At 42.6% G+C, this 15,662-nt stretch carries 15 protein-coding genes; 6 read left to right on the top strand and 9 right to left on the bottom strand.

Features of this window, described 5'->3' with window-relative positions; all coding sequences use genetic code 11:
• Window positions 1–845 precede the first annotated feature (845 nt).
• Window positions 846–1,667 carry a choline kinase family protein gene (locus CSV61_RS06675; protein ID WP_099638566.1) on the top strand — a complete coding sequence of 274 codons (822 nt, stop codon included), beginning with the start codon at window positions 846–848 and terminating at the stop codon, window positions 1,665–1,667.
• A gap of 14 nt (window positions 1,668–1,681) precedes the next feature.
• Window positions 1,682–2,101 carry a PaaI family thioesterase gene (locus CSV61_RS06670; protein ID WP_099638565.1) on the top strand — a complete coding sequence of 140 codons (420 nt, stop codon included), beginning with the start codon at window positions 1,682–1,684 and terminating at the stop codon, window positions 2,099–2,101.
• Window positions 2,102–2,285: 184 nt separating this feature from the next.
• Here CSV61_RS06670 and CSV61_RS16730 read toward each other — a convergent pair whose 3' ends face one another.
• From CSV61_RS16730 to CSV61_RS06645, 6 genes are read right to left on the bottom strand one after another with little or no spacing between them, the layout of a single operon-like run.
• The gene (locus tag CSV61_RS16730; RefSeq protein ID WP_158233788.1) at window positions 2,286–2,438 is read right to left on the bottom strand and encodes a hypothetical protein; all 153 of its coding nucleotides are present in this window, start codon (window positions 2,436–2,438) and stop codon (window positions 2,286–2,288) included.
• A gap of 5 nt (window positions 2,439–2,443) precedes the next feature.
• Window positions 2,444–3,697 carry a dihydrolipoamide acetyltransferase family protein gene (locus tag CSV61_RS06665; protein WP_099638564.1) on the bottom strand — a complete coding sequence of 418 codons (1,254 nt, stop codon included), beginning with the start codon at window positions 3,695–3,697 and terminating at the stop codon, window positions 2,444–2,446.
• Window positions 3,698–3,709: 12 nt separating this feature from the next.
• Window positions 3,710–4,732 carry an alpha-ketoacid dehydrogenase subunit beta gene (locus CSV61_RS06660; protein WP_099638563.1) on the bottom strand — a complete coding sequence of 341 codons (1,023 nt, stop codon included), beginning with the start codon at window positions 4,730–4,732 and terminating at the stop codon, window positions 3,710–3,712.
• Window positions 4,732–5,796 (bottom strand): pyruvate dehydrogenase (acetyl-transferring) E1 component subunit alpha, encoded by a 1,065-nt coding sequence (gene pdhA / locus CSV61_RS06655; protein ID WP_099638562.1) that lies wholly within the window; start codon window positions 5,794–5,796, stop codon window positions 4,732–4,734. Before pdhA ends, CSV61_RS06660 begins: the two co-directional genes overlap by 1 nt.
• Before the next feature lie 29 nt (window positions 5,797–5,825).
• Complete coding sequence (locus CSV61_RS06650) at window positions 5,826–6,965, bottom strand: Glu/Leu/Phe/Val dehydrogenase dimerization domain-containing protein (RefSeq protein ID WP_099638561.1); 1,140 nt, start codon at window positions 6,963–6,965, stop codon at window positions 5,826–5,828.
• Between the two features lie 51 nt (window positions 6,966–7,016).
• Window positions 7,017–8,372, bottom strand: a complete 1,356-nt coding sequence (locus tag CSV61_RS06645) for a sodium-dependent transporter (RefSeq protein WP_099638560.1) — start codon at window positions 8,370–8,372, stop codon at window positions 7,017–7,019.
• Between the two features lie 275 nt (window positions 8,373–8,647).
• Here CSV61_RS06645 and CSV61_RS06640 point away from each other — a divergent pair, with 275 nt between their 5' ends.
• Window positions 8,648–9,112, top strand: coding sequence for an Lrp/AsnC family transcriptional regulator (locus CSV61_RS06640; RefSeq protein WP_083035207.1), 465 nt, complete (start codon window positions 8,648–8,650; stop codon window positions 9,110–9,112).
• 310 nt (window positions 9,113–9,422) lie between these two features.
• Window positions 9,423–10,130 (top strand): gamma-glutamyl-gamma-aminobutyrate hydrolase family protein, encoded by a 708-nt coding sequence (locus tag CSV61_RS06635; protein WP_099638559.1) that lies wholly within the window; start codon window positions 9,423–9,425, stop codon window positions 10,128–10,130.
• 87 nt (window positions 10,131–10,217) lie between these two features.
• On the opposite strand, the gene CSV61_RS06630 is transcribed toward CSV61_RS06635, so the two are convergent.
• Entirely contained in the window at window positions 10,218–10,916 is a 699-nt protein-coding gene (locus CSV61_RS06630; RefSeq protein WP_099638558.1) for a YjjG family noncanonical pyrimidine nucleotidase, read from the bottom strand.
• A gap of 258 nt (window positions 10,917–11,174) precedes the next feature.
• Here CSV61_RS06630 and CSV61_RS06625 point away from each other — a divergent pair, with 258 nt between their 5' ends.
• Both CSV61_RS06625 and CSV61_RS06620 read left to right on the top strand, forming a co-directional pair.
• A complete protein-coding gene (locus tag CSV61_RS06625; protein ID WP_099638557.1) occupies window positions 11,175–12,830 on the top strand; it encodes a flagellin N-terminal helical domain-containing protein in 1,656 nt (551 codons plus the stop codon).
• A gap of 162 nt (window positions 12,831–12,992) precedes the next feature.
• Window positions 12,993–13,748 (top strand): IclR family transcriptional regulator, encoded by a 756-nt coding sequence (locus CSV61_RS06620; RefSeq protein ID WP_099638556.1) that lies wholly within the window; start codon window positions 12,993–12,995, stop codon window positions 13,746–13,748.
• A 47-nt stretch (window positions 13,749–13,795) separates the two neighbouring features.
• Here CSV61_RS06620 and CSV61_RS06615 read toward each other — a convergent pair whose 3' ends face one another.
• The gene (locus tag CSV61_RS06615) at window positions 13,796–14,785 is read right to left on the bottom strand and encodes a 5-oxoprolinase subunit C family protein (protein ID WP_099638555.1); all 990 of its coding nucleotides are present in this window, start codon (window positions 14,783–14,785) and stop codon (window positions 13,796–13,798) included.
• Window positions 14,776–15,516 (bottom strand): 5-oxoprolinase subunit PxpB, encoded by a 741-nt coding sequence (pxpB, locus tag CSV61_RS06610; RefSeq protein WP_099638554.1) that lies wholly within the window; start codon window positions 15,514–15,516, stop codon window positions 14,776–14,778. Before pxpB ends, CSV61_RS06615 begins: the two co-directional genes overlap by 10 nt.
• Between the last annotated feature and the right edge of the window lie 146 nt (window positions 15,517–15,662).

The raw sequence follows: 15,662 nt of genomic DNA, 5'->3' as shown, positions 1-15,662 counted from the left end.
TTCTTTGTTCCATACGTTATAATGATATCACATATAACATTTTCGAAGACTATCCAATTAGGGGTATTTAAATTACCCACTTTTATGTAACAGTTGTTACATAAAAGTGCTTGGTTAGAGGTTATGAGATCGTAAAAATTATGTGTCAAAGTGTAGCCTACCTGTCCATCAAACGGTTTAGATACTATTCTAAATTGTTTTGGAGTTGTATGATGCACAGGCAAACAAAAAAGCACTGCCCAATAGTTACAGGTGGTCTGCCTAAAGTCGACAGGTGTACCTGACGACATTGGGCAAGTGCACTTGCCTAAAACCGCCAGGCCAATAACCAAAGAACTTAAAGAATCTTAAGAAATAAGAACATTGTCGAGAAGAATCTCGACGTTGCACATTTCATGTCTAGTACGTGAATGACCAAACCTAGAATCATAGCAATCACAAAAAGTTTTTTGTTGTGAGTATCCTTTTCGCGAAATAGCTCTATATGAAAAGTGAAAGGGGACATGCTGAGTGAATCCTCACAGAGTGTCATGAACCCAGCAAAACGATGAATGAAGTTGAAATTAGGATAGCGAATACAACTACGGATTATAACGGATCTATAAGGAATCTAGTATTACTATTGATTTAAAGGATACGTTGAAAGATAATAATCTAATAGGTGAGTTGATATGCGTAAGTGAGGGCTTGCTCTATGGAGTGGGAAGAAAAGTGACATGTGGTAAAATGTTTGATTTCGATCATTATTTTTTAATTTTATATTTCAGAATAATTAATAATTGTAAGTCGGAAACTAGCTTTAAGAACAGAACGGACTATATTACGAAGAACAGAGGTGCGAAAAAGTGTTTCTAATCGAAGATCTAACATACATAAAAAGACTAGGCGGTCTCACCAATCTAAACTTCCTCGTCGAACACAAAGGAAAAAAATACGTTTTACGTTTCCCGGCACATGAGTTCGAAGACATTATCAACCGCCAGCATGAAAAAGAAAACCAGCGAATTGCGGCCGAAATTGGCGTGACGGTTGGCAATGTGGTGTTTACCGATGAAGGGATTAAAATGACTCCGTACTATGATGCGACGGCTACTTTAACGCGAGAGTTGATTGTGACGCCGGAGTATTTGGAAAAGATTGCGGGAGTGTTGTCTACACTTCATTCGTCGAAAAGGGAGTTTCCGAATCGTTTTAATTATTGGGGTGAGGTTGAGAAGTATAAGATTGCGTTAACGGAAATCCCTTCGCTGTATGTGTTGTTGGAGGAGCGGTTGAGGAAGTTGATGCAAGGGGAACGGCAAGAGTATGTGTCGTGTCATATGGATTCGGTGACGGGTAATTTTATTCAGAATGATGCAAAGCAGTTGCTGTTGATCGACTGGGAGTACAGTGCGAATTATTTACCAGAATGGGATTTGGCAGCGTTTATTTTGGAACGTGAGTTAAATGAGCAACAGGAGCAAGAGTTACTCGATTATTACGGTTTGCCGACTACTTCGAAACAGTCGCTTGATCTACAAAAATTGAAGTCGGATTTTCTTTGGTCTTTATGGTCGCTTGTTAAAGAAATAGAAGATCCTTCGTTTGAACAGTATACTGCGAAGCGGACGGAGCGTCTGATTGAGGGGTTAGAGCAGTATTATCGTGTGTATGGGAATAAAGGATAGGAGTGAATGAATTCATGACACAGCCAAAAACAGTGAATTTGATGGAAGTAGTAAAAGGGGAAGCGACACCGCCGAATTGTGATGGAACCTTGCAGATTGAAGTATTATCAGCGGAGGATGGAGTGGCCCGTGGTGTTTGGACGGTGGATGAGAAGTTCATGAATGGAAACGGAGTGTCGATGGGCGGCTTTTTAACATCTGCGGCAGATATTATGATGGCTTATGCGGTGGCTTCCAAAATAACCGAAGATCAGACATTTGCTTCTGTGGATATACATACGACGTTTCACCGACCTGTATTCGCAGGAACTGTGGAAGTAGAAGCACGTGTAGAACGGCTTGGACGCAAGATGGCATATGTAGTGGCTAGTCTGTTTCAACAGGATAAGAAAGTCGGGGACGTCGTTTCATCTATAATGATCTTGCCTAAGTAAGTCGAGCCAGTGCTACAAATAGAAATCAACATGGCCATTATGTACAGATTGTGTGAGCAGCTTTGCGGCTTCATGAAAACGGTTACTAAAAATCTTTTCCTATAATAGGGGAAGATTTTTTTATTTGTGAAGTAAATGAAATAGGACATGGAAAAACCCGGTTAACGTAAACCGGGTTAAGGTATTAATTCTTTGTCGGTGCCATGTGGATCACTAATCTAGCCAAGCCTTCAACAGCTTCTACTAGTGATTCGTTACTACTGGGACGTGCATAATTCGGGAAAGTGAAATCTTCCGCACGCATTACAAAATCCATACCGAGTGCTGCAACAGCCACACCGATTATATCAACTCCAACCAAAGCTTTTTAGGATGTTCAATCAATTCTGCAAAGCGGTTTGTAAAGGCTACCGCTGTTGCACCGTCTGCTACTCGGTGGTCAAATGACATGGAAATATTCATCATCGAGCGGATCGCAATTTCATCGTCATCCGTGACGATTGCACATTTCTTCGTCTTATGGAATGCGATAATTGCCGTTTCAGGATGATTGATAATGGGCGTGGCTCCTGTACTTCCGAGGGGTCCTACGTTCGTGATCGTCATAGTGCCGCCACGCATTTCATTACCTGACAATGTACCGAGCCGTGCTTTTTCATTCAGCTCTTTCATTTCATTGTGGACTTCCAGCAATGTTTTCTTGTGAGCATTTTTCAAAACCGGCACAATGAGTCCGAGTGTTGAATCGACGGCAAGTCCGATATGATAATCTTTTTCCAAAATGATGACTCCATTTTCTTCATCGAGCTTAGCGTTGAAAACAGGGAAGTCTTTCAGCGCTACGACTAGTGCTTTGATGAAAAATGCGACTGCGGAAACAGAGACACCGTCTGCTTTTAATTCCTGGCGCAGCGCAAGGAGATTCGTCATATCGATTTCCTCGAAATGTGTAACATGCGGAATGGTCGTCAGTGAGTGTGTCATTTTCTTCGCAATTTGCTTGCGGATGCCTGTGAAAGGAATGGTCTCCGCTTCTGCCGGTATCGATGCTACTTTAGTTACAGGAGAGCGGGGAGCAGGTTGCACAATGTTCGTTGTCGCAGTTTCCTGTGACGCAGCAATCTGGTTGCTTACCGTCTCCATAAAGTGGTACACGTCCTGTTCTAATATACGGCCTGCAGGACCTGTTCCGTTGACAAGTGTAATGTCGACATCGTTTTCTCTGGCAATTTTCCGTGTGTACGGAGCTGCCTTGATCCGATGTGGTCCTTTGATTTTCGTTGCAATCGGTGTAGCCTGATTTGCCGGTACCGTCTCGGCAGTAGCGATGGCGGTTTCTTGCTCCGCTCGTCCTGAATGGTTTACCGCTTCTATTAGTAAGATCGTCGTACCTACTTCTACAGTAGAAGTAGTATCGATTAATAGTTCTCTTACAATTCCAGTTGCGGGTGACGGTAATTCTGCCACCATTTTATCCGTTTGTACTTCTACAAGTGCTTGATCAGCAACAACAGAGTCGCCGGGCTTCACGAAGTAGTGAAGAATCTCGGCTTCTGTCATTCCTTCTCCTATATCATGCAGTTTCACTTCTAACAATGTAAGACCCCCTTAGAATGTATACACTTTTTCGATTGCTTCTCCTATTCGTTTAGGAGTGGGTAGATAATCATCTTCCAGTGCGAAGAAGGGCACGGGTACATCAAATCCTGTTACTTTTTCAATCGGTGCTTTCATATATAAGAATGAAGTTTTATTGATAATGGAAAGAATATCGTTTCCGACGCCTGTCGTTTCATGTGATTCGTGCACCACTACTACGCGGCCGGTTTTTTGTACGGATTCTGTGATGATATCTTGATCTAATGGAAATAGTGTACGCATATCAATGAAGTCACACTGAATTCCTTTTGCTTTCGCTTTTTCAACCGCTTTCTTCGCAACAGGCACCATGGCGCCCCAAGTGATGACGGTTACATCATCACCTTCAGTAATTTTCTTACCTTTTCCGATTTCGACTTCATACATCCCTTCTGGAACATCTTCACGGAACGCGCGGTATAAACGCATCGGCTCCATGAACAAAACCGGGTCGGGATCTTTAATCGCTGCGATTAGTAAACCTTTAGCGTCGGCAGGGGATGAAGGGCAGACGACTTTAATGCCTGGCATATGTGTAAAGAGAGATTCGGGACTGTCTGAATGAATTTCTGGTGCGCGCACTCCCGCTCCGTACGGTGCACGAATCACCATTGGCACTGTATACTTGCTCATTGTCCGCATTCTGACGCGGCTCACATGCGTGGCGATTTGTTCGTATGCCGGATAGACAAAACCGAGAAATTGTATTTCCACGATTGGAATCATTCCGTTCACTGCCAGCCCGACAGAGGAGCCGACAATGCCAGCTTCACTTAACGGTGTGTCAATGACACGATCTTCACCGAACTTTTCTTGCAGGCCTTCGGTTGCGCGGAATACACCGCCATTTTTTCCGATGTCTTCACCGAGCAGCATGACGCGGTTGTCTTCAGCGAGCATCGTGCCGAGTGCATCTGTCACAGCCTGCACAAGCGTTAATGAACGTGTCGTTGTATTCGTTTCAATTGTTGACTTTTCAGCGACTGGATTCATTACTGATCACTCCTAACGGATTGTAAATACTGTTCTTTCTGCTCCCGTAATGGCCATGGCATTTCTGCAAATACGTGGTCGAATAAATCTTCTACATTCGCTTTAGGGAAGTTTTCCATTTCTATGATTGCTTTTTCGATATCCTCGTTGATCTGTGTACTAATTTCTTGCACCCACTTGTCGTCCCAGTAATTTTGTTCTTTCATGAAGCGCTCTAAGCGCAATAGGGGATCTAGTTGGTCACGTGTGGCATCCACTTTGTTTTGGTCGCGGTATTTTGTCGGATCGTCAGCTGTTGTATGCGCACCGAACCGCTGGGTAACGGCTTCGATTAAAGTCGGTCCGTCACCGTTTCTCGCTCTGTCGAATGCTTTTTTTGTTTCGAAATACACGGCGAAAATATCGTTCCCATCAATACGGATGCCAGGCATGCCGTATGCAACACTTTTTTGAGCGATGGTTTTCGAGTTCATTTGCTTCTCGATTGGGACCGAGATGGCATATCCATTGTTCTGGTTAAAGAACACAACTGGTAACTTAAAGACGCTAGCAAAGTTCATGCCTTCGTGAAAGTCTCCTTCAGATGTCGCCCCGTCGCCAAAGTACGCGATAGAAACATTTTTATTGCCTTTACGCTTATCTGCCCAGGCAGCACCTGCTGCATGCGGAAGCTGTGTGGCAATGGGAACCGCTGGAGGGAAGATATTGCGATCGGGATGCAGATTACCTTCCGCGCGCCCGTTCCAGTACAGCAGCACTTTTGGCATATTCGCACCGAACGTCAATATAGCACCGTGATCACGGTAGGTTGGAAACACCCAGTCATCTTTTTTCAAAGACAGAGCGCTTCCTACTTGAGCAGCCTCCTGCCCTTCAAAAAGGGCATACGTACCGAGGCGACCTTGACGTTGCAGGCTCTTCGCTTTGCGGTCGAACGTTCGAATACGCAGCATATTATAGTAAAACGAATGAACTAATTCGGCTGATAGATCTTCTTTAATCGAGTCATCCGTAAACGTACCTTCTTCATTCACATATTGTGTAATTGGATATAATTCTTCCATGAATCCTTCACCCCATTCAGCTATTTTTATTACTGATGAAAATTCCATTTTGGTCGGTTGGATTGCGTAAAGAAGCTATTGCGGTTCTTAGCATCTGCAATACGCTTTTCACACATACGGTCGGCAGCAGTGGCAGTTGGAATATGATCCTGTTCTGCTTGATTGAATACTTCAAGTAGCGAGTTATAGATGTTTTCAGTTTTAGCGAGTACACGTGCAGGGTTCGTTCCGTACAGTTCATCCGCCACTTGGATTAGACCGCCACCGTTCACGATATAGTCGGGTGCGTACAGAATCCCTTTTTCACGGAGCAGTTCTCCATGACGGCTTTCCGCGAGCTGGTTGTTTGCGGAACCGGAAATTCCTCGAACTTTCAGTACGTTGAGCGTGTCGTCATTGATCACGCCACCAAATGCACAAGGAACAAAAATATCTGCTTGCTGACTGTAAATCTCCTCACTTGATACGACTTTGACAGCATTTCCACCAAGCTGCTGAATATCTGCAATCGCCTGTTCATTAATATCTGTGACGATCACGTTTCCACCTTCATTAATAATATGTTCCGCTACTTTGTAACCTACTTTTCCGAGACCTTGGATACTGTATTTTCGGCCTTCTACTTTGTCGTCACCGAACAAATTCTGGTTTGTCGCTTTGATACCATAGAATACTCCGAGTGCAGTAGGGATGGATGAGTCTCCGCCACCGCCATATTCAACCGGCTTGCCTACGATGTAGTTTGTTTCTTTCATGGCTTGCACGAAGTCCTCAAGCGTTGTGCCCATGTCTGTTCCTGTATAGAAGCGTCCATTTAAGGATTCGATGAATTGACCAAAAGCACGGAACTTTTCAGGTGTTTTATCTTTTAATGGATCTCCGATGATGACGGATTTACCGCCACCGAAATCAACATCAGCTGCCGCACATTTATATGTCATCCCTTTAGATAGGCGAAGAACATCTTTTAATGCAAGATCCATAGTTTGATACGGTGCCATGCGACATCCACCGAGTGCAGGTCCCATAGTCGTATCGTGGACTGCAATAATGGCTTGAAGACCGGTTGCTTTGTCATTACAAAATAAAACTTGTTCATGCTCGACCATTTTATCCAATACACTTGCCTTGTCGTCTTGTAAAGTCTGTTCTAAAGTTACCAAATTCATTTCCTCCTCTATTTTTTTGCTGTAAACCTAGGGGATCAGCAATCTATCTAGTTATTTCAAGAAGTTCAATAGTCCAAGTACATCTGCAAAAACGATTAGAATAGCTACCGGTGCGAGGTAACGAATTAATAAAAACCAGGCAGAAAATAACTTTGTGCTGATGTTGGAGCCTGCCTTCAATTCTTCATAGAGCTTTTCTTTCGGTATTTTTATGGGAATGAAAATAGCAATCAACAACGCACCAAGTGGCATGAGAATATTACTTACTAAAAAGTCGAAAGCGTCAAACAGAATTAAACCGAAAATCGTAAAGTCTGATAAGATGCCGTACGATAAGGCGGATGGAACACCGACAATAAAGATAGCCGCGCCAATCAACCAGGCGTGATGTTTTCTCTTCTTGTGATCCCCTTTGGAAGTGGCCGCTACAATAATTTCCAGCATGGAAAATGCGGAAGTGAGCGCTGCAAACAGGAACAAAATCAAAAATGCTAAGAAGAACAATGTGCCAAACGGCAGTTGCCCGAAAATGGTAGGCAATACATTAAAGAGTAATGTAGGACCTGCGTCCGGTTCGAGACCGAATGCAAAGACGGCTGGGAAAATAACCAATCCGGCTAGAACGGCCACGAGCAAGTTCATTAATACGATAGAAATAGCGGATTGTGGCAAACTTTCCTTCTTGGATAAATACGAACTGTATGTCACCATGACGGAAACACCGATACTAAGTGCAAAGAAGGATTGCCCCATCGCGAACAAAATGGTTTCAGAGGTTATATTGCCAAAGTCAGGTTTTAAGAAGAAGCTAACACCTGCCATCGCTCCGTCGAGAGTGAATGACCGTATAGTCAAGATGATAAACAAGACGAACAGTGCAGGCATCATATATTTGCTGGCCTTCTCTATACCACTTGTCACTCCTTTTGCTATGACAAATGTTGTCATAATCATGAATAGGAGCTGGGCACCTACACTTACGTAGGGGCTTGATACAATGTTGCCGAATAAATCTCCATAGTCAGCCTGTGTCAGACCACTCAGACTCCCCGTGGCAGCTTTCCAGATGTAGATGAGCACCCAACCGCCCACCACGCTGTAAAATGATAGAAGGATGAAACAGGTCACAATTCCTAATCTACCGATCAAATGCCACGATGTACCCGGTGCGATCGTTTTATAGGAATCAATTGCGTTCTTTTGCGTACTCCGTCCAATAATGAATTCTCCCATGAGTAGCGGAAGTCCAATCAGGAAGGTGAAAAGTAAAAAGATTAATAAAAAAGCTCCACCGCCACTTGTACCTGCTACATAAGGGAATTTCCAAATAGCACCTAAACCGATTGCTGAGCCTGCTGCTGCTAAAATAAAACCTAATTTAGAAGACCACTGATTATTCGTATGCATGCGTCACGTTCCTTTTGTGTTATAGTTTTTACTAAGTAGAAGATCATTTTTAGAGCTTGAAACCGCTTACACTTTCATGTAAAAAAATGTATACATAGATTTTGGGATGCATGTGATCTGTTCCGTACCTCCCTCGGTTGCTGTTTTCCCTTTGACTTAATATTAGAGTAAGTTATAATTTATTTACATATCAGAAGAAAGTGTTTTTCACGAAAACGACACAATTTTGAATAACTTTGGTGCATTTATCCTTCATTTTGGAAAGAGGTGTGGTTTTGAACAAAACGGACATTACATTATTGAAACTATTGCAAGAAAACAGCCGTGTGACAATTAGTGATCTTTCTAAACAATTATCTCTTAGCCGTCCGAGTGTTTCGGAGCGTTTGCTTCGCTTGCAAGAAAAAGGTATTATTCAAGAATTCACTACGCGAGTTTCATTGCAGGCACTTGGATTGGACACGTTACTATTCATCCAGGTCAGTGAATTAAAAAAGAAGCCGACTGAGTTTGAGGAACAAATCAAAGAAGAAAACTCCATTCTTGAATGTCACCGTGTGACCGGAACGACCAATTATATTTTAAAAGCCGCCACGTCTAGTATGGCCAAAATGAGTGAGCTGATCGACCGGCTGATTCCATTTGGCACGTTAACGACTTCCATTGTATTGTCGTCGCCTATCCCGTATAAGATTATTCTGCCGGAAGAAGAAGTAGTAGAAGAAAACTGTTTGCTGTAACGAAAACGGTTTGAGAATGTGTGGAGTCTCTTCTATATAAATGATTTTGTATACGCTTTCAAATTGGTGGTTAGTATTTTAAAATAAAAGCTAGAATCGATCAATTCGTTAGAAGAGGCTATTTAATAAACATCTTTTTATAGAACATAACCATACTCCATCTATACCAGACTTCCATTCGCGACATGAATTGAAATCTGGTTTTTCTATTTACCTGTTTAGTAATGTACCCATCCCCGAGTAACTTCCCACAAATTCGGGTATACCATATTTCATCACTTGTAAGAATGTAAAAGGGAGAGTGCGGTACATGAAACCAGTAATTGGTGTAACATCAGATATAGACCAAAACGGAGATACATTCGTTCAGACTCGGTTCATACGAGCGGTTCGACAAGCAGGTGGCATACCGGTTATTTTGCCGGTAGGACTGGAAGCAATTGAAGAAGTGTGCGATCGATTGGATGGTGTATTGCTAATCGGCGGGGAAGACATCGATCCGTATTTGTATGGTGAAGAACCACATCGGCAGCTTGGGAAAGTGTTACCTGAGCGGGATGAGTCGGAGCTTGCGTTAATTAAGAGAATGGCAGAACAAGATAAGCCGGTGTTTGGGATTTGCCGAGGGTATCAGTTGATCAATGTGGCGTTTGGTGGAACGATTTATCAGGATATGTATGCGCAGTTATCGGAAGATTTACTGCAGCATCATCAGTTGACGGATTTAGATTATGCGTTTCATTCAATTGATATTGTAGGCGATAGTAAGTTGGCGGAGTGGGCAGACACTTCAGAAGTCCGCGTGAATTCGCTGCATCATCAGGCGGTGAAGGAGGTCCAGGCACCACTTGTCGTGACCGCGGTTGCGAAGGATGGGGTCATTGAAGCTTTAGAGAGTACTGCGCATCGTTTTGTCGTAGGCGTTCAGTGGCATCCTGAAGCGATGGTGAAGCGGGATGATCGTTTGTCGTTGACGTTGTTTGAGAAATTTGTTGAGGCGGCAAGCGAGAGAAAGTAAAAAGTTCTTAGGTCATTTATTATTAGCTGAATAAGTAGATGAGTAACCCCTCCAACGCAATGTATTGGAGGGGTTACTGGTTTTAGTTTAGTTATTCTTTACTAGAGTACGGTCCACGCTGAATTCTGCCCATGAATGAATTTCATAGGTTGGTTGAATTCCAGTTTGGTTTTCGCGACGGCATCGGTTGAACCAGCATGTATCGATGCCAGCGTTAATTCCACCTTGAATGTCGGAAGTCAGAGAATCGCCGATCATCAGAACACGGGAAGGATCGGTGATGCCGAGTTTCTCAAACGTGTAGTCAAAAATCTCAGGCTGTGGTTTTTTGAAGCCTGTTTCTTCGGAAGCGATAATCGCTTCGAATGTATTGTGTAGAGGCGAGCCGGCTATGCGAGCGTGTTGAGCAATTGTGAAGCCATTTGTTAAGATCGCCAATCGGTAATCCGTTAGCTTAGCCATCATTTCTTCTACGCCTTCGATCATATGTGATTCATTGCCTAAGTTTTCGATGTATAGTTCACCGAAATCTGAGGCATTTACTTGCAGTTCATGGTGTGTGAATAATCGACGGAAGCGTTCCACTTTCAACTCTTCAAGTGAGATACGTCCTTGTTCGAGATCATCCCAGATGACGGAACTGATCGCGCGGTATGTATCGCGGTACGCCTCTAGACCGTTTGGTAGTCCGAACGTGTTAAATGTATTGCCGAGTGCGTGTTTTTCTGTTTCTTCAAAGTCGAATAATGTATCGTCTAGATCGAATAATAGTACGTCGTATGGCATATGAAAGAACTCCTTTTTTTACAATAAGTACTAGTATACCATGGGGAACTAAAGGATTGTTGAAGACAATACCGTGGGATTACTTAATAATAGGGCTGTGTAAACTTTTGGCAACTTAGGTCTTACTTCAAAAAGGTGGGTTATCCTGAATTTTCATGATTAAAAAGTAATAGTTAATATAACCCAAAAATTACCGATAAGAAATAGAGACTGAGATATTTATAGTTGTCACATACATAGGTGGAAGAAGGGATTACGTTGCGAATCAATCATAATATACCGGCTTTAAATAATTATAGAAATCAACAACAAAACTCTCAATATGCAAATGAATCCTTAAAGAAATTGAGTACGGGTATGCGCATTAACCAAGCCGCAGATGATACGGCCGGTTTAGCGATTTCAGAGAAGATGCGAGGGCAAATACGTGGTCTAGAGCAAGCTAAGCAGAATATAAAAGATGGAATTTCACTTGCAGAAACTGCCGATGCTGCATTAGGCAAAATTAATGATCCTATGTTACTGCGTCTTAGAGAGTTAGCAGTTCAGGCGGCAAATGATACACTGACAGACGACGATAGAAAATTACTGCAGTTAGAGGTTGCACAAATTAAACAAGGTATTGATCAAATCGCAAATAATACAGAATTTAATACCATTCCTTTATTGAATAGAACAAGTGAAATTGTTGGAGCGTCTGGTGTTACAGTGATTAATGGTTCTGAAACACAGCTGACTTCTACTGTTGAATATGATACACAAGCAAGTTGGAAAGGCGATAGAATTGCTTTTACACGTGATACAAATATTTATGTAATGAATGCCGACGGATCGGATCAACAACTAGCTGTGTCAGGTGCTAGTCAACCTGCACTTTCTGAAGATGGAAAGTCTATCGCTTATGTAAAAGACAGTAATTTGTATATATCTAACTTAGATGGTAGTAATGTGATTCAATTGACAACCGATTCTACTGTTCCTGTTGATCAAACGTTTGGATCACGGCCAGCTTGGAATACGAATAGTGATACTGTTTATTTTAAAACTGCTACTGGGATAGAGTCTGTATCGATATTTGATTTGTCCAGAGAAATAGTGTTGTCAGATAAAAACGCAGCTTCACCAGTATTAACAGCTGACGGGAAGCAACTCGTGTATGAGTCAAACAATAGTATCTATAGCTTAGCTTTAGACACGCTAAGTATTACACAATTGGCTTCAAATGGAGTTCAACCTAGAATATCGCCTGATGGAATGCTAATTGCCTATTCATCGCCAGCGGGGGCTATAGACGATGCACAAGTATATATGATGAATCTTGACGGAACAGGGCAGACAGACATCACGAGTAAAATGGAAACTGCCAACCAGCATGCTCATAATATCTATCCATCGTGGTCACCAAATGGGAAGTTCATCATATTTCATTCGGATAACAAAATAGACACTAGTACAGGTGGAGATATATGGCGTATAGAGTTAGGCAACTCTATTGAAAACAATGGCAATGAAAATTCAGGGACTATGTTGTTGCTACAAGTAGGAGCGAATACGGGGCAAAATATGAAAATCGTTCTGACGGATGCTAGAACATCAGCTTTAGGTATTTCGAAACTAACCGTTTCCAATCGGAAAGAAGCAGAAGAGGCAATTTCATTGGTTGATCAAGCGGTTCAGAAAATATCTTCTGAAAGGTCAAAGTATGGTAGCTATCAAAATGTTTTGCAACATACCGGAAATAACGTAGCGAACTACCATGAAAATATTTTGTCATCTGAATCTAGAATTAGAGACACGGATATGTCCAAGGAAATTACTCAGTTAACAGGACATCAAATTCTATTACAAGCTTCACAAGCCATGTTAGTCCAGGCTAATCAGATGACACAAGGCATACTGCAATTATTAAAGTGAAGCATGATTTTTAAGTTGTAGTTATAAGTTAATGATAGTAGTTGGTTCTGGTCCTATAAGAGCAGTCTAGGCAACAATTCACTTGGATGCTATACTCAACCATATAAGATTCTATTCAATCTATGACAAATGAAGTGAACTACCCACTGGAAAGGAGCCAACATGAGCACAAACAACAAAACAGTCGTCCGTTCGTTAGACATACTCAACCTATTCGTTGACCACCCAGCCCTAACATTCCAAGAAATCATAGACCTATCGGGCATCCCGAAATCCTCCGTCTACCGCATGCTGTCTTCACTCGAAGAAATGAAGTTTCTCGAGAAAGGCGCGGATTCACAGTATCGTCTTGGTCTGTTGTTTTTGAAATATGGCAGTCTCGTTTCGAAACGATTGGATATTCGCAAGATTGCATATCCGATTATGGAAGAGCTACATAACGATGTGAAAGAAGCGATTAATTTGATTGTCCGGCAAGGCGATCAGGCGATTTATGTGGAGAAGATCGATACGTTCCAGAAAGTTCGTTTGTATACGGCGATTGGCAGAAGCAGCCCATTGTATGCTGGGGCTTGTTCGCGCATTATTTTATCTCATCTTTCGGATAGCTATATCGCGGAGTATTTGGATAAGACCGAATTACAGCAGTTAGGTAACGGTACGTTCACGGATCGGGAGTCGTTGCTTGCGTCTATTGAGGAGACGCGTCAGAACGGCTATGCGCTCAGTAATTCAGAGCTTGAGAATTTCACTTCTTCTGTGGCTGCACCGATTTTTGACTTTAATGGAGATGTTATTGCGGGGATTAGTATTGCGGGTATTGAAGCGAATTATCAGGATGAAAATTTGAAAATACTTGTTCCTAAAGTGAAAGAAGCTGCCTTAGAGATTTCCAGGCAACTTGGCTATACAGGATGAAAGAAACCTTTGTGATTCAGTTAGGCTGAAACGCAAAGGTTTTTGTTTTAGTAGTGGAGTTTATGTTGAATACCGATTTTAATTTGCTTGATCAGCTCTTCTTTAGCAATGAGTTCAAGCTCTGCTTGTGCGTGTGTAATGAGTTGGAAATAAAGTTTTGCGTTCGGTTTCGCTTGTGACAGGCTACCTAAGTCGGCGGTGATGACTTGACCGATTTTCGGATAGCCGCCAGCGGTTTGTCTGTCCGCCATTAAAATAATCGGCTTGCCGTTAGGAGGGATTTGAACCGTTCCGAATGTCACACCTTCTGACAATAGTTCCAGTTTCTCTGTTAACGAAAGCGCCTGTCCTTCGAGCCGTAAGCCCATCCGGTTCGATTGCGGTGTAACCACATACGGCTCGCTCACAAGTCGTTGTTTACTCGCTTCGTCAAAGTGCTTATATTCCGTGCCTTCAATCATGCGAATCGTTTGCGTGGATGCCAAACTGATTAACGGATGATGCGGTACAGCCCAGTCTGGCGTGCCGTTTTGTTCAATCAACGCAAAGACTTTTGCGTTTGATTCCGTTAATGGGCCGAATGAAAGCTGATCATTTTGCTGTAAGGCTCTTCCGTTAAAACCACCAATTCCCGCCACCATATACGTACTTTTACTTTCCATGACAACCGGTACGTCAATCCCTCCGGCAATCGCCAAATACGCCCGACAACCTTCAATTGCAAAGCCAAATTTTAGTATTGAACCTTTTTGAATAATCAAAGGCCGCCAATTCGCCACCGGTATGCCGTCAACTGTCGTTTGAAGATCTCCGCCAGTAATCGCGATCAATGTATCTTCCTCAAACTGTAGCGTCGTGCCAAATAACGTGATTTCTAGAATGCCTTCACGTTCATTATTGCCTACAAGCAAGTTCGCGATGCGCATCGAATAGCTATCCATGGCACCGCTTACAAGAACCCCGAATTTTTGGGAACCGGTGCGACCAATATCTTGAATGGTAGTTAAAAGTCCTGCATTTAATACGTTTACTGACATGCGATCACCTTCTTTTGCTCATCATACTCTTCTTGCGTCATCGGGCAAAATTTAATTTTATCTCCTGACTGCAATAAAGACGGGGGAGACATATCGGGAACGAACAGGTCGGTCGGTGTGCGTCCGATAATTTGCCAGCCGCCTGGCGTTTCGAGTGGATAGACACCCGTTTGTTTACCAGCGATTCCAACAGAGCCAGGAGGAATAGATGTCCGTGGCGTTAATTTTCTTGGCGTCGCGATGCGTTCGTCGAGGCCTCCGAGAAACGGGAATCCTGGAGCGAAGCCAATCATGTAGACGAGATATTCAGGTGTCGTATGAATGGTAATGACTTCTTCGACAGACATGCCGTGCGTTTCTGCCACGATTTCCAAATCAGGACCGAATTCTCCGCCGTACAGAACAGGAATCTCGACTAATCTTCCTTCGGTAACAGGCAGGTCGGAAATTTGGATAGCCAGCTGGTTAATATAATCGGTGACTTTTTCAATAGGTGTGCCGTCGATCTGAAAGCCATTCATTGATTGATAGACGAGATACGGAGAGTAGTATACTGCCAAGCTATTATAAGCAGGAACTGACTCGATAAATCCGTCAAATGGGTATTCATCCAAAAGATAAGATAGATTTTTCACTTGCTGGTGGATGGAAGGGTGGATGCCTTCGCCTAGTTTTATAATGATGGCGGAGTCGCCAAGTACTTTTATATCGAGAGATTTCTGATCACTCATCGTAACATCTCCTTCAAATTCCGAAATTCGAAACTGTTATTCTGAAAAACGAATCATAGTTCTATTATAAATTTCTAAAGAGAAAATACAAGCTTATTATTTGGATAATAAAAATACTCACCATTTTTCGACAATGGTCTATTCAG

Source organism: Sporosarcina sp. P3 (genome assembly GCF_002743415.1).
Lineage (GTDB): Bacteria > Bacillota > Bacilli > Bacillales_A > Planococcaceae > Sporosarcina > Sporosarcina ureae_A.
This window is presented reverse-complemented; position numbering and strand designations above follow the sequence as displayed.